The organism is Caballeronia calidae (assembly GCF_900044055.2).
Classification (GTDB): Bacteria; Pseudomonadota; Gammaproteobacteria; order Burkholderiales; family Burkholderiaceae; genus Caballeronia; species Caballeronia calidae.
This window is the reverse complement of record NZ_FCOX02000078.1, coordinates 1-15007: the sequence shown is the minus strand read 5'-3', so window position 1 is coordinate 15007 and position 15007 is coordinate 1. Positions and strand designations below refer to the sequence as shown.

General features: G+C 59.4%; 14 protein-coding genes. 11 read left to right on the top strand and 3 right to left on the bottom strand.

All coding sequences use genetic code 11. The annotated features are described in order from the left end of the window. Nucleotides 1-105: 105 nt before the first annotated feature. Nucleotides 106-567, bottom strand: a complete 462-nt coding sequence (locus AWB78_RS36320; protein ID WP_062611562.1) for an Lrp/AsnC family transcriptional regulator — start codon at nt 565-567, stop codon at nt 106-108. 181 nt (nt 568-748) lie between these two features. Here AWB78_RS36320 and AWB78_RS36315 point away from each other — a divergent pair, with 181 nt between their 5' ends. Next, nucleotides 749-1843 (top strand): branched-chain amino acid aminotransferase, encoded by a 1095-nt coding sequence (locus AWB78_RS36315; protein WP_062611548.1) that lies wholly within the window; start codon nt 749-751, stop codon nt 1841-1843. Here AWB78_RS36315 and AWB78_RS47025 read toward each other — a convergent pair. Next, nucleotides 1838-2002, bottom strand: coding sequence for a hypothetical protein (locus AWB78_RS47025; protein ID WP_157697737.1), 165 nt, complete (start codon nt 2000-2002; stop codon nt 1838-1840). The genes AWB78_RS36315 and AWB78_RS47025 overlap by 6 nt on opposite strands. Nucleotides 2003-2320: 318 nt before the next feature. Here AWB78_RS47025 and AWB78_RS36310 point away from each other — a divergent pair, with 318 nt between their 5' ends. From AWB78_RS36310 to AWB78_RS36300, 3 genes are all read left to right on the top strand, one after another. Next, nucleotides 2321-3067, top strand: a complete 747-nt coding sequence (locus AWB78_RS36310) for an AzlC family ABC transporter permease (RefSeq protein ID WP_374729515.1) — start codon at nt 2321-2323, stop codon at nt 3065-3067. Further along, nucleotides 3064-3363: a branched-chain amino acid transport AzlD family protein gene (locus AWB78_RS36305; RefSeq protein ID WP_062611547.1), complete on the top strand. Its 300-nt coding sequence runs from the start codon at nt 3064-3066 to the stop codon at nt 3361-3363. Before AWB78_RS36310 ends, AWB78_RS36305 begins: the two co-directional genes overlap by 4 nt. A gap of 82 nt (nt 3364-3445) precedes the next feature. Next, nucleotides 3446-3754, top strand: coding sequence for a DUF1330 domain-containing protein (locus AWB78_RS36300; protein ID WP_062611546.1), 309 nt, complete (start codon nt 3446-3448; stop codon nt 3752-3754). Between the two features lie 115 nt (nt 3755-3869). Here AWB78_RS36300 and AWB78_RS36295 read toward each other — a convergent pair whose 3' ends face one another. After that, nucleotides 3870-4388: a MarR family winged helix-turn-helix transcriptional regulator gene (locus AWB78_RS36295; RefSeq protein WP_082883551.1), complete on the bottom strand. Its 519-nt coding sequence runs from the start codon at nt 4386-4388 to the stop codon at nt 3870-3872. Nucleotides 4389-4753: 365 nt separating this feature from the next. Between AWB78_RS36295 and AWB78_RS36290 the strand changes: the two genes are divergently transcribed. The 7 genes from AWB78_RS36290 to AWB78_RS36255 all read left to right on the top strand — a co-directional run bounded on the left by AWB78_RS36290 (nt 4754) and on the right by AWB78_RS36255 (nt 14936). Beyond that, nucleotides 4754-6775, top strand: coding sequence for an NADPH-dependent 2,4-dienoyl-CoA reductase (locus tag AWB78_RS36290; protein ID WP_062611545.1), 2022 nt, complete (start codon nt 4754-4756; stop codon nt 6773-6775). 25 nt (nt 6776-6800) lie between these two features. Beyond that, complete coding sequence (locus AWB78_RS36285; RefSeq protein ID WP_062611559.1) at nt 6801-8447, top strand: AMP-binding protein; 1647 nt, start codon at nt 6801-6803, stop codon at nt 8445-8447. A 26-nt stretch (nt 8448-8473) separates the two neighbouring features. After that, nucleotides 8474-9241 (top strand): glucose 1-dehydrogenase, encoded by a 768-nt coding sequence (locus AWB78_RS36280; protein ID WP_062611544.1) that lies wholly within the window; start codon nt 8474-8476, stop codon nt 9239-9241. A gap of 6 nt (nt 9242-9247) precedes the next feature. Beyond that, nucleotides 9248-10069, top strand: a complete 822-nt coding sequence (gene badI / locus AWB78_RS36275; RefSeq protein WP_062611543.1) for a 2-ketocyclohexanecarboxyl-CoA hydrolase — start codon at nt 9248-9250, stop codon at nt 10067-10069. After that, nucleotides 10066-10836, top strand: a complete 771-nt coding sequence (locus AWB78_RS36270) for an enoyl-CoA hydratase/isomerase family protein (RefSeq protein WP_062611542.1) — start codon at nt 10066-10068, stop codon at nt 10834-10836. The genes badI and AWB78_RS36270 overlap by 4 nt, the downstream gene beginning before the upstream one ends. A 169-nt stretch (nt 10837-11005) precedes the next feature. Next, a complete protein-coding gene (locus tag AWB78_RS36265; protein WP_062611558.1) occupies nt 11006-12796 on the top strand; it encodes an acyl-CoA dehydrogenase in 1791 nt (596 codons plus the stop codon). 1042 nt (nt 12797-13838) lie between these two features. Continuing rightward, nucleotides 13839-14936 (top strand): ABC transporter substrate-binding protein, encoded by a 1098-nt coding sequence (locus AWB78_RS36255; protein WP_082883550.1) that lies wholly within the window; start codon nt 13839-13841, stop codon nt 14934-14936. The last annotated feature ends 71 nt before the right edge of the window (nt 14937-15007 follow it).

Genomic DNA, 15007 nt, shown 5'->3' with positions numbered 1-15007 from the left:
GGCCCGCGCCGATTCATGGTCCGATTTAAGGAGTGCCGAATGGTCTAAAAGGGCGAGAGAGCGTGCTGCGCTTGGGTCATACCATCATGAACGCTATCGTTCACGTCAAAGCGGCAACTCTGATGTCGACTTGATCTTTTGCATCGGTATTTCCGTTTTGACGCTCTGTACGCCCTTGATTCGGGTCAGTGAGTGAACTTGGAAGTCCCGGTACGCGTCCAGGTCAGTCGCAACCACGCGCAGCAGAAAGTCACAGTCCCCTGCCATAAGGTGGCATTCGACAACCTGCGGAAGCTGCCGTATTTCCTTTGTGAAGTGATCAACCGTATCTGCGTCTTGAGCCTTGAGCCAAATTCTCACAAAGACAGTCAGTCCTGCGCCCACCTTCGCAGCATTGAGCAGTGCGACGTAGCGCTCGATCACACCCGCCTCTTCGAGGATCTTTACTCTACGCAAGCAGGGGGACGGCGACAAGCCAACTTTTTCGGCAAGCTCGATATTTTGAATCCGCCCATCCGTCTGAAGGATCCGAAGAATACGTAGGTCAATCTTGTCCAGCTTTTCCACGGCGCACCTGTAAGTATTCTTAATGCAAAATTGGATGCCACTGAAACAGGGAATTTGTAGCGGCGAATGCCAAAGCATGTCAAATGTGAGCCATATTCGCAATCACCTGCGGCCAGCGTTGCGCTAAATTATTCTGGACGAGAAGCGGGGCGGTCCCGCTGAAGCTGGAAGGGAGGACGGCATGAGGACCAGTGATGCACAGACGTTGATCGTCGAGAAAAACCCGAACCCTGTCGCCGACAGTGAGCGTGACGCGTTGCTTCTGAATCCGGTTTTTGGCCGGGTTTTCACCGATCATATGGTGACGATCGAATATTCGCGCGAACGCGGGTGGCAGAACGGAAAGGTCAGGCCGCACGCTGCCTTGCAGTTGGATCTCGCGACGCTGGTCCTGCACTACGCTCAGGAAATTTTCGAAGGAATGAAGGCCTACCGTTTGCCGGAGGGCGGTTCCACGCTGTTTCGTCCAGGCGCCAACGCGCGACGGTTTCGCAACTCCGCAGAGCGCCTCGCCATGGCGCCCTTGCCGGAAGAATTGTTCATCGAATCCGTGCGAGCGCTCGTCCGGATCGATCAGAAATGGATTCCCGGTGGTGATGGCGCGGCACTCTATATCCGGCCATTCATGATTGCCACGGAGGCCGTGCTCGGGATGAAGCCGTCGGCCGAGTATCTCTATTGCGTGGTGGCGTGTCCTGTGGGTTCCTATTTCAAAGTTGGCTCACCGTCCGTGACGCTCTGGATATCTGACCAATACACTCGCGCAGCGCCTGGAGGAACGGGGGATGCGAAATGCGGTGGCAATTATGCCGCCAGCCTCGCTGCGCAAGCAGAAGCGACCCGTGAGGGTTGTGACCAGGTCGTATTCCTTGATGCAGTGGAGCGACGCTGGGTCGAGGAACTAGGGGGAATGAATGTGTTCTTCGTCTTTGACGATGGATCAATTCAGACGCCCCCGCTCACTGGAACGATCCTGCCAGGAATCACCCGCGATTCATTGATCGTACTTGCCCGGGATATGGGGCTGGCCGTCCGCGAGGAACCTTACGCGATCGATCAGTGGCAGGAAGACGCACTGAGTGGGCGCCTGCGCGAGGCGTTTGCGTGCGGCACCGCAGCGGTAGTTACGTCAATCGGAAACGTGAAAGGCCGCCAATACAATTTCACAGTCGGCGATGGTGGTGCTGGTCCCGTCACGGGGCGCCTGAAAGACGCATTGCTCGACATCCAGAACGGGCGCGTAGAGGATCGTCACGGCTGGCTCGATCGTCTATAAGGTCGCAGGCGGAATTCGTGTCCCTGTGATTTCCAGCGCTCCGAAGTCCGATACGGCGTCATGGTCAAGGCCGGCGTGCTCAATGACATCGAACAGATCGCCGCCGCGGGCGGGGCAGGCGGCAATCAACTCGAAGAACATTTGCACGTGGCTGTCCACGGCCGCCTTCCCAAAACCGGGAAGGTAGCGATCACGGGCACAGGGCAGAGGCAGTCATCACCCGGGCATGTCCGGGTGTCCGGGCGGCTAGGCGCTTGGAGCAGAGCAGTTTAACTACCGTGTCCGGCACGCTACTGAGCTACTGGTCGCGGTCGTCCGAATCCTCAATCGTGGAATTGGCACCGGATGTCGCATAAGATTAATCGACAGGCTTTGAATGCCAGATAGGCTCGATATTGCGAAATATAAGACTCCAAATGCCAATCCGAGAGGCATACAATGTCTGTCATGATGTTGATGCAAATCGAGGAGTCGGTCGTGGATGTGAATGTGTCTCGAGCCTGCGAGTTTCGTCGCAAGCCGAAGGAAAATCTCAATGCGTATCGCCGTGGTCTGGTGAGTTCTCTACCTGTTGTTGTGGCGATGATCCCTTTCGCCATGGTGCTCGGAGCGCAGGCCGCGCAAAAAGGGCTGAGCACGCTCGAAGTGTCCCTGATGACAGGATTAAATTTTGCCGGCGGATCGGAGTTTGCAGCTGTGGGCCTGTGGACCTCGCCGCCTCACATGCTGCTGATCGTAGCCATCACCTTTCTCGTCAACTGCCGCCACATTCTCATGGGTGCGTCGCTGACTCCGTTTCTTTCCGGCATGTCGGGCCGCAAGGTTTTGCCGGCGCTCTTCCTAATGTGCGACGAGAGCTGGGCTATGGGGCTCGCCGATGCCCAGGCAAGATCGTCCAGCAAGCGTCACTCGTTTCTGAACTTTCCCTACTACATTGGCTGTTCTGCGCCTCTTTACGTGACGTGGATCGCCTTTACCACACTCGGTTCGATATTCGGTCCCGCACTCGGCAATATCGAGCGGTACGGCTTCGACATGGCGTTCCCAGCGGTCTTTCTTGTGATCATCCGTGGCATGTGGAAGGGATTTCGCGCCGCCCGCCCGTGGATCGTCAGTCTGGGTGCTTCCGTGGCGACGTATTTGCTTCTTCCCGGCGCCTGGTACGTTGCTGCGGGCGCGGCCTGCGGACTAATCGGTGCCTATGTCTTGGCGGATGAAAAATGAGTAACGTCACGACGTTGATGACGATCGTCGCCATGGCTCTGGTGACATACGGAACGAGAGTTGGCGGATACCTTCTGTTGCGCAATCGAGTGTTGAGCGCAAGGGCACTGGCCGTCATGGAAGCCGCGCCTGGGTGCGTGCTCATTTCGGTGATAGCGCCGAATTTTGCATCGACCAATCCAGCCGATCTTGCGGCGCTTGCGATGACGATTCTCGCTGCGACTCGTTTGCCTATTCTGCCGACGGTGCTGATCGGAATAGGCTCGGCAGCCTTGCTGAGGCATGTATTTCCCTAGCTTTGGTATGCCTCCCTTGATGCCGCGTCGTGCTTTGTCGCACGCTAGTGCGCGGCACTCTTCTTTGGGTCCGGACCAGGAGATGATTTTGAAAGCTTATGTTGTCGGTCTCATTGACGTACAAGATCCCGATGCATATGTCGAATATGCGCAGAACGCGCCCGCCACGATCGCCAAATACGGTGGGCGGTATGTGATTCGTAATGGAACGAAGCACGAACTGGAAGGGGCTTTACCCGCCGAGCGCTGGGTTGTCCTCGAATTTCCGTCGGTCCGCCAGGCGAAGCGCTGGTTCGATTCGGAAGAGTATCAGGCTATCCGTCCGATTCGCACTAATGCGTCGAGCAGCACGCTCTTCATTATCGAGGGTTACGACGCACCGGTTGCCTGATCGGTGAGCACGAGGGCTATGCTGTCGCGCGGCGCGGGAGTTGGCGAGATCGCGTGGCGCGACATGGGATCTGCGCGAGACGGACGACCCTCATATAGGCCTTCTCGTATTGTTCCTACTCGCGAGTGGGCGTGGCGCTGCGATCAGAGTTGGTAGCGTTCCCTTCCTCGAGGCTGACATTCGCCATTCCCGCGTTCAACTGATTCAGGAAGTGAACCAGCGACACCTTGTCATCGAAGCGAAAGTTGCTCAGCGCCTGCCGATAGAACTCGTAGATCTTCGGCTCCATGTTTTCCCAGAATTCCCTCCCCTTGTCCGTCAGTACGACGTTCTTGGCTCGCCGATCAACGGTGTCGGCCACGCGCACGACATGTTCTTCCCGTTCGAGACGTTTGAGCACGCCGTCCAGGCTTTGCCGGCTAACGACCAGATAGTCCGCAAGATCGGAAAACGACATGCCTGCTGCCACCTGGGGGCGCGACAGCGCACCCAGCACCGACCATTGCACGGTGGTCATGCCGAGGGCGTTGATGGCCTGCCTGTCGAGCATGTTGCCGGCCTGAAACAGACGGAAGAACAGGCGATTGTGTATGGACGAGACAGATTGATCGTACGAAGAGTCGGAGATGGTCATGTATTGGCTCGACGGAAGCGCTGGGCGCGTCACTCAACAACAACCCGCTTATTTTAAGTCGAACAGCAAGGTCAGCACGGCACTCGGCACCGACCTGGCCAGAATCATCCTTCGAGGCATCGGGAGGGTGATAGCCCGTCCGCATCGATGCGCGCCAGGCTTGCCCCTATGTCCGTGGCCCGGGGCCGCCACATATGCCTCGATCCTATTTGTATCACCCTGTTGACATACAGGGGAGGGCAAACTTGAGGCTAACACCTGGAGAAAGATCGCTGTCTCAGAAATATATATCAAGTACTTGACGTAGATAACGGGCAAGCCTACTATCGATTCATCCACCCCGGAATCGCAAAAAGAGGTTGCACATGGAGACGCTCCAGAATGTCTTGACGCCGCTGACGGTCGGCGCGACGGTACTCCCCAATCGCATGGTCATGGGCGCGATGCACACGCGGCTCGAAACGCTGGACCGGCCGCACGAACGCCTCGCCGCGTTCTACGCTGCGCGGGCAGCCGGAGAAATCGGCCTGATCCTCAGTGGCGGCTTTTCGCCCAACCCCGAAGGCGTGATGGAAGAGGGCGGACCACTCTTCAACGGCCGCAGCCAGCTTGACGAGCATCGTGTCGTCACCCGCGCCGTTCACGACGCCGGCGGGAAGATCGTCCTCCAGATTCTTCACGCCGGCCGGTACGCGAAAGTGCCGGAGTGTGTCGCGCCCTCGCCCGGCAAGGCCCGCATCAATTCGTTTGCACCCCACGCGCTTTCCACCGAAGAGGTTTGGCGGACCATCGGCGATTTTGTCGAAACGGCCGCTCTGGCGATGGAAGCGGGTTACGACGGTGTCGAGATCATGGGGTCCGAGGGGTATCTGGTCAACGAATTCACGGCCGAGCGCACCAATCAGCGGACCGATGAGTTCGGTGGCAGCTTCGATGCGCGTATCCGGTTCCCGCTCGAAATCGTGCGTGCAGTCCGCGAACGACTCGGCCGCCCGCCAATGCTGATCTATCGGATTTCATCGATCGATCTGGTCGAAGGCGGCATGATAGGCCTCGACGTAGCAGCGTTCGCGCGGCAAATCGAGGCAGCCGGCGCAGATCTGATCAACACGGGCGTCGGCTGGCATGAATCCGCGGTACCTACCATTGCCGCAACCGTGCCGCGTGCCGTTTGGCGCGATGCAATCCGCAACGTCAGGCAGGCGGTCTCGATTCCCGTGATGGCTTCGAACCGGATCAACACGCCGCAGGTCGCGGAGGATCTGATTGCGTCTGGTGTCGCCGATTTGGTTTCCATGGCGCGTCCGCTGCTCGCCGATCCCGAATTCGCGAAAAAGACGCGCCTCGGTATCGTCGACGAGATCAATACCTGTATCGCATGCAATCAGGCTTGTCTGGACCGCATTTTCACCGAGCGCACTGCGACCTGCCTCGTCAATCCGCGCGCCGGCCGTGAGATCGAGTTCCCGATTGGCATTGCGGCGGCTTCCAGGCGGATCGCGGTGGTCGGTGGAGGGCCTGCGGGTATGGCCTTTGCCATCAACGCCAGCGAGCGCGGACACCGTGTCACCCTGTTCGAGGCGGAGCATCAGGTGGGTGGGCAACTGAATCTGGCGAAGGCCGTGCCGGGAAAGGCAGAGTTCCACGAAATGCTGCGCTATTTCCGGGTCAGGCTGGACAAGCTGGGCGTGACGCTGCGGCTCGGGGAACTCGCAACGGTCGAGACCCTGACCGGCGAGGACTTCGATGAGATCGTGATCGCGACAGGGGTGCGCCCGCGCGTGCCCGATTTTCCAGGCATCGATCATCCGAAGGCGGTCTCGTATATCGACGTGCTCACGGGCAAAGTCGTCGTCGGACAGCGCGTGGCCATTATCGGCGCGGGTGGCATCGGATTCGACGTCGCCGAGTTCCTGCTGGGCGATGCGCAAGAGTCGCTCGATGCTCAGGCGTTCTTCCGCTCGTGGGGCGTGGACGTCGCCAATGCGGTTCCTGGCGGATTGGCGACGGCCGCCGGTCATGCCGGAACCAAACGCAGCGTTCATATGTTCCAGCGCAAGGCAGAACCGCTCGGCAAGCGGCTAGGCAAGTCAACTGGCTGGATTCTCAAGGCGAAGCTGCGCAAGGCTAATATCGCCATGACTGCCGGTGCCTCGTACGACGCAATCGATGACGAAGGTCTTCATTACACGGTCGATGGCAAGGCGCACGTGCTGCCCGTCGACCATGTTGTGCTGTGCGCCGGACAGGACTCCAACCGCGATCTTTACGAGCATCTCAGGGCAAAAGGGCTAGAACCCCGTGTGATCGGCGGCGCGGATGTCGCGAGTGAACTGGATGCCCTCAGAGCCATCGATCAGGCAACCCGCCTTGCCGTGACCGTTTGATTTTCAGATGCATCCGGAGACATACATGCTGGAAAAATACAATCAGGATCTGGGTAGACGCGCCGCGAACTTCCAGCCTTTGACGCCGCTGCATTTCCTGCAACGCGCAGCGGATGTTTTCCCAAACCGCACGGCCGTTATTTACCATGAGCGCCGATACACCTGGCGCCAGCATGCGGATCGTTGTCATGGCCTGGCGCGGGCGCTAATTGGCGCCGGCATCCAATGTGGGGACACGGTATCCGTACTCGCGCCCAACGTGCCCGAAATGCTGGAGGCGCACTTCGGCGTGCCACTGTCGGGCGCAGTGCTCAATTGTATCAATATCCGGCTCGACGCGTCTTCGATCGCATTCATTCTTAAGCACTCCGAAACTAGGCTTCTCTTGGCGGATACGCAGTTTGCCGCAACCGTTCGGGAAGCGATTGCACTGGCTGGCATCGAGCTCGACGTCATCGATATCTGCGATCCGGCAGCCGGCCATGACGAGAGAGTCGGGTGCGTCGATTATGAAGCGTTTCTTGCATTGGCTCCATCCGGCACGGAACTGCGTTACCCACAGGACGAATGGGATGCGATTGCACTGAACTATACGTCGGGAACCACGGGCAATCCAAAAGGAGTCGTCTATCACCACCGGGGGGCCTACCTGAACGCGTTGGGACAATCGATCAACGCGGAGCTGCCCGGAAGCGATCCCGTTTATCTCTGGACGTTGCCGCTGTTCCACTGCAACGGCTGGTGCTTCGCATGGGCGATGGCGGCGATGGGCGGCACTCACGTGTGTTTGCGCAAGGTCGTGGCGGAAGATATCTACGACGCAATCGCGCGACACGGCGTCACCCACTTCGGCTGCGCGCCAACAGTTCTCGACATTCTGGTAAACGGGACGCCGCAGGGATGGGAGGCGCCGCATCGACCAATCCGGATCATGTGCGCCGGCGCCTCGCCGCCGGCTGTCGTGCTGCGCAAGGTTGCCGGTCTCGGCTTCTCGCTGCTCCATGTCTACGGCATGACGGAAATGCATGGTGTCAATACGCTTTGCCAACCGCAACGCGAATGGCGTGACGAAGGCGAGGACGGTGCGCTGTCCCATCTTTCACGCCAGGGCGTACGTAGCGTCGTGATGGAGCAAACGATGGTCGTTGACGGGGACTTCCAGCCGGTTCCGCGTGATGGCGTCACGATCGGCGAGGTCATGTTCCGGGGCAATCTCGCGATGAAGGGCTACCTGAAAAACGCGGAAGCGACCGATGAAGCGTTCGCGGGCGGCTGGTTTCACACAGGCGATCTTGCCGTCGTTCATGGCGACGGTTACATCGAAATCAAGGATCGCGCGAAGGACATCATCATTTCCGGAGGCGAGAACATCTCTTCGCTCGAAGTCGAAGAAGTCCTCTATACACACCCGGCCGTACAGAGCGCCGCCGTGGTCGCGGTTCCAGACACAAAGTGGGGAGAGGTGCCCTGCGCGTTGCTCGAACTCAAACCCGGGTATGCCGGCACGCTGAGCTCCGACGAGGTCGTCGCGTACTGTCGCCAACGGCTTCCGGGATTCAAGACTCCGCGCCACGTCGTGTTCGAAACGCTGCCGCGCACGGCCACGGGAAAGCTGCAGAAATTCGTGTTGCGCAAGCTGGCAACCGACATTCTGTCCAGCCGGAATTCATAGCAATTTTGATCAAGGAGGTTTGTAGCATGCGAGGTTTGAACGACAAGGTGGTAGTGGTCACGGGTGCAGCCGGCGGGATCGGTAAAGCGCTCGTCCGGCGGTTTTGCGAGGAGGGTGCGCATGTGGTGGCACTCGACATCAACGATGATGCGCTCGAGCCGATCGGTCGCGATCTGGGCGAGCTTGCGGCACGGGTAACGTGCGTGAAACTCGACATCACGGATCATGCGGCCGTGACGGCCACAATCAACAAGCTAGCGGAAGAACGGGGCGGGATCGATATCCTGGTGAACAACGCCGGCTGGGACGTCGCCATGCAGTTTCTGGAAACCACGCCCGACTTCTGGCAGAAGGTCATCGCGATCAACCTGCTAGGCCCGCTGAACCTGCATCACGCGGTTCTGCCCTGGATGGTCAATCGCAAGCAGGGGAAGATCATTAATATCGCGTCGGATGCCGGTCGGGTCGGCTCGTCGGGCGAGTCGGTCTATTCCGCATGCAAGGGCGGCGTGATCGCGTTCAGCAAGACGATCGCGCGTGAATGCGCCCGCAATGACATCAATGTGAACGTCGTGTGCCCCGGGCCGACCGACACCGCGCTTCTGCAATCGTTTCTCGGTGAAGGCGAGTATGGCCAGAAGATCTATGAGGGACTCAAGCGTGCGATCCCGCTCAAGCGTCTCGGCCAGCCGGAGGACATTCCGGGTGTCGTGACGTTCCTTGCCAGCGACGACGCGAACTTCATCACGGGACAGGTCATCAGCGTGTCTGGCGGCCTCACCATGCACGGTTGAACCATCATGAACGAATATACCGACATTCTGTACGAAGTGCGCGACGGTATCGCCCGCATCACGATCAATCGTCCTCAGAAGTACAACGCGTTTCGCGGTCGCACGTGCGACGAACTGATCCATGCGTTCAACGTGGCGTCGTGGGACAAAGCGGTCGGCGTGGTGGTGCTGACCGGCGCGGGTGACAAGGCCTTTTGCACCGGAGGCGATCAGTCGGCGCACGACGGCGGATATGACGGCCGAGGCGTCATCGGCCTTCCCGTCGAAGAGTTGCAAGGGGGCATCCGCGAATGTCCGAAACCTGTGATCGCACGCATCAACGGATATGCAGTCGGCGGGGGCAACGTGCTGGTGACCTGCTGCGATCTGGCCATCGCTTCGGAAACAGCGCAACTCGGCCAAGTGGGTCCCAAGGTCGGCTCGGTCGATCCGGGCTTCGGCACCGCGCTGCTAGCACGGGTCGTGGGAGAAAAGCGTGCGCGCGAAATCTGGTTCCTGTGTCGTCGCTACACTGCAGCCGAAGCGCTGTCCATGGGGCTGGTCAACGCCGTCGTCCCGCCGGAACAACTCGACGCGGAAGTCGAGAAATGGTGTCAGGAAATTCTGGCCATGAGTCCAACCGCGCTCGCGATCGCCAAGCGCTCGTTCAATGCGGATACCGACTCGATTCGCGGTATCGGCGGACTCGGGATGCAGGCGTTGGCCTTGTACTACGGGACGGCTGAATCGCAAGAGGGTGTGCACGCGTTTCTGGAGAAGAGAAAACCGCGGTTTCGCGATGTCTACCAGGGCAAAGTCGACAGCGATACGAAGGGGAGCCGGTCATGACCGTGCGCCTGCACTTTGCCGGCGATGTGGCGGTGCTGACAATCGACCGACCGACCGCGCTCAACGCGTTGAACCTCGACATGCTTCGCAAGCTGTCTGAATGCGTGGACGAGATTTTAGGATCCCGCGCGAGAGGTGTCGTCGTGGTCGGCGGCGGCGACAAGGCGTTCTGCGCGGGCGCGGACATCGGCGAATTGCGCGGGAAGACACCCGAGCAACATCGGAACGACGCTGGCTTTGGACAACGGAGTTTCGGCAAGCTCGCGGCGCTGCGCGTGTCCACCGTCGCGGTGATTCGTGGTCCCGCATTGGGCGGCGGTCTGGAGCTGGCGATGTCGTGCAGTTACCGGGTCGCCGTCGCAGGCGCGAAGCTCGGGTTGCCGGAAATCAGGCTGGGCCTGATACCCGGCTTCGGCGGTACGCAGCGTCTGCCCCGGATCGTCGGTGCGGAAAAGGCCATGGAGATGATCGTGTCCGGACGAACCGTATTCGCCGAAGAGGCCTTGCAGATCGGTTTGGTCGATCAGGTCGTCCAGGACGGTGATCCTGTGTCGATCGGCATTGCCTTTCTCGACGCGATGTCGAAGGGCTATCCGGCCGCCGTCCATCTTGCGCGCGAGGCGGTTCGCTGTGCGGCGCGCCTCGACCTCGACGCCGGCTTGCACGCCGAAGCCGAGTTGTTCTCGCTTGCGACGCAGACGGTGGACGCGCGCGAAGGCATGAATGCCTTTATCGAGAAGCGGGCACCGCAGTTCAAGGGGCGATGAAACGGGTGGGAGGACGGCGGACCGTTTCGGTGCCGCAGCCGTTGTCTTTTCCCCGTGGTGCCGCACCGGGTCCGCTTGCCCGGTGATTTCCATAGTTCAGATCCCGGGCGCGACTTTGTTGCTGATGGACAGCAAGCGAGTCGTGTCTTTCCTCTACGAAGAGATAGCCATGCACTACGTTGCTCCGCTCAAGGACATGTTGTTCGATATCCAGCATCTGGCCGGACTGGACGATCTGGTCAGACTGGACGGATTTGATGACGCCGGTATCGCGACGGCAGAAGCCGTGCTCGCGGAATGCGCTCGCTTCAACGAGGAAGTGATCGCGCCGCTCAACGCAATTGGCGACCGTCAGCCGGCCGTACTGGAAAACGGAAACGTCAAGACGACCCCTGGTTTCAGAGAAGCGTTCCGTCAATATGCCGAAGCCGGATGGCTCGGCGTACAGCATCCGGTCGAGTTTGACGGCCAGGGCTTGCCGAGGGTCATCGGCGCGGCTTGCTCGGAGATAGTGAACGCCGCAAACCTGAGCTTCGCGCTGTGTTCGTTGTTGACCGACGGCGCGATCGCCGCACTGATGACGGTCGGTTCGGACGCCATGCAACAGAGCTATCTGCGCAAGCTGATCTCGGGGCAGTGGACCGGCACGATGAACCTGACCGAACCGCAGGCAGGCAGCGACCTGGCACTCGTGCGCACACGCGCGGAGCGCCAGGCCGATGGAACCTACAAGTTGTTCGGTACCAAGATATTCATCACCTACGGCGATCATGATCTGACCGAGAATATCGTTCATCTGATTCTGGCCCGGGTCCCCGGGGCGCCGGAGGGCGTCAAGGGCATCAGCATGTTTCTCGTGCCGAAGGTAATGGTGCTGGCGGACGGCAGCCTCGGCGAACGCAACGATATCCATGCGACGAGCCTGGAGCACAAACTCGGTATCAAGGCCAGCCCGACAACCGTTCTGCAATACGGCGACAACGGTGGCGCGACCGGCTATCTGATCGGGGAGGAAAACCGCGGCCTCGAATACATGTTCCAGATGATGAACTCCGCTCGATTTGCCGTGGGGGTTCAGGGCGTTGCCATTGCAGAGCGTGCGTACCAGCAGGCCCTGTCGTATGCGCGTGAGCGTGTCCAGAGCCGGCCGGTCGATGGTTCGTCCGCGGAGAGCGTACCCATCATCCGGCATCCCGACGTCCGACGCATGCTGATGGAGATGCGGGCACGAATCGAAGGGTGCCGCGCGATGGTGCTGGTGGCTGCGGCAGCGAACGATCTTGCCGAGCGCCATTCCGACGTCGCCTTCGGACAGAGCAAGCATGACTTTTACGAGTTTCTCCTGCCGCTGATCAAGGGATACTGCACGGAAATGAGCCTGTCCGTCGCCTCGACGGGCATTCAGGTGCATGGCGGCATGGGCTTCATCGAGGAAACGGGCGCCGCGCAGTACTACCGCGACGCGCGCATTCTGCCGATATACGAAGGCACAACGGCCATTCAGGCGAACGACCTGGTTGGTCGAAAGACGATACGAGATGGCGGTGCAACGGCTCGCGCGATTGCGGCTCAGATCGAGGCGACCGAGGCTGCCCTTGCTCGCAGCGGTAGCGCGGCCGCCCGCTCGGTTGGAGCGGAGTTGGGGAGGGGGCGTCAGGCATTTCTGGATGTCGTCGACTACGTCGTGCGCAACGGCGCCGAATCACCGAATGATGTGTACGCAGGAAGCGTTACCTATCTGACGCTGGCGGGAGAACTGGTGGCCGGGTGGCAGTTGGCGCGCGGACTTGTCGTTGCCGAGGAGCACCTCGACCGTAGCCCAGACAAGGCATTTCTAAAGGGGAAGATCGCGACAGCGCAATTCTTCGCCGAGCACGTCCTCTCACAAGCTACTGCACATCGTAGTCGCATACTAAATGGAGCCGGCAGTGTGCTTGCCATCCCTCCGGAACTGCTCTGAATCCGCGCTTTGCAGCCTGGTCAATCCGTCTCAAGCAAAGTCTCCGGACGATACTACTCGTCGCCACGGAAATGCACGTGAGCGCCGATCAGCCTGATAGTCAGGAGCTAGGCTTAATCCCTTCTGCAGGTCTGAAGAGACCGCCATTTGAGAGGTCCCAATGGCTATAGTGTGTGCCGATGCTTTGGAGAGCGGCTACTGCGAGTTCGCGCTGTCGAAAGTAAAGCCAAATCCTGCCGTCTGGCGAAGCCGAACTTCGCGAGGCTCGCGGAGCGCGCCCGTCAACACGCCGTGCGCGCTGCGCACGCGGATGCAGTTCGTGCAGAGTCAGAGCAATGGTTCGAAGCGACGAACGCCGCTCGTCGCATAAAGGTCAAGCGAAGCCGATCGCAGGACCGCGCTGCCGATGTGTCTTCATTGAGGACAGAAAATGCCCGCATGTAGCTGGTGAAGACAGTTTCCTATCAGTGAGGTGGGGTGGATTACCTCCATTGCTCAGCGTCCGCCCTTGCCTTGTGCACTCGTGACACGTGGGACCGCCCGATGAAGGCATTGGCATGGAAGTCGCTTTATCGTGATATGAACAGGTTTCTTCATATCGACGCTAGCGAGAAACACCAATCGCTTTCTGCCCTTCGTACAACGTGATGAGGATCTTCGAACTGTGATGTCGCCCATATTCAATCACGTCATCCCGACGAATCCACAGGAAGGGAACCACCGACTGTTACAGAACGACGCGGCTCGCTTCGCCCGTTCCGGTTGTGCCGGAATTTCGTGCGCAGTCGTCTCGAAGCGGTGTCCCGACCCTCGGCAATTCAAACACGACACTGCTGGACACGCAGTCGCTGCAAAACGCTCAACAACCAACGTGGGCTAATCGCGGACAAACGAATCGCCGCACGCGCGCGGCGCGACTCGAAATCATGGAAGGACGGCCGTCGCAACTTGATGGCTGCGTCGAGTCACGTTCGTCGCATAAGCGATGACGACCGGCTTTCACGCCGATACATTAAAAGTACATAAGGTACGGAGACACAGAATGAACGGATGGAGAATTCTTTCCAAAGGAAGTGTAATCGCGCTCGGCATATCAATATTCTGTGCGCACGCGCAGGCGGCGGATACCTCGAACCCACCATATCGCATCGGCGTTATTGTGGACATGAGCGGCGTGTATTCCGGCATTGGCGGCACGGGTGGAGTCGCAGCCGTCAAAATGGCCGTTCAAGACTTCGGCGGAAAAGTGCTCGGGCGGCCCATCGAAGTGTTGTCGGCGGACTATCAAGGCAAGGTTGATGTCACCGCGACGAAGGTCCGGACTTGGTACGACCAAGACAACGTACAAGCTGTGGTTGAATCGACAGATTCAGCGTCCGCGCTAGCTATGCAGAAACTCGGCGCAGAAAAGCGCAAGATTACTATCTTCGCGGGATCAGCCACCACGGAACTTACGGGCAAGCAATGCTCGCCGTACGGCGTGCATTACGTGTACGACACTTACTCGCTCGCGAACGGAACGGCGCGCGCACTTGTCAAGGCGGGATACAAGCGCTGGTACTTCGTGACCGCTGACTACGCGTTCGGCAACTCATTGCAGGAGCAGGCAACGCGTGTCGTAACGTCGATGGGTGGTAGTGTCGTTGGTTCGGTGAAGCATCCACTTTCGGCATCAGATTTCGCATCATATCTGCTGCAAGCACAGGCATCGAAGGCGGAAGTCGTGGGACTCGCAGATGCGGGCCGAGATACACAGAACGCTGTGAAGCAAGCTGCCGAATTTGGCCTGTCGCACAGCAACCAGGTCGTCGCTCCGCTCCTAATCTTCGATAGTGACCTCAAGGGCATGGGCCTCAAGGCCGCTCAAGGCTTGCAGTTCACGACCGCTTTCTACTGGGACTATAACGACCAAACTCGTGCGTTTGCGAATAAATTCCACGCAGCAACCGGGAAGATGCCAACTATGGTGCAGGCGGGCATGTACTCGGCGACGATGCATCTGCTCGAGGCGGTCAAGGTTGCCGGGAGCACGGACGGCGATCTGGTGATGGCGAAGATGCGAGCCACGCCCATTAACGACTTTTTCGCGACCGATGGTCACATCGAAGCAAACGGACTCATGTTGCATGACATGTACTGACCGGTGCACCAAATACTGCCTCGTGCGTTAGAGAAGTATGAATACGAAAACTGATGCGCGAAAACTGGACC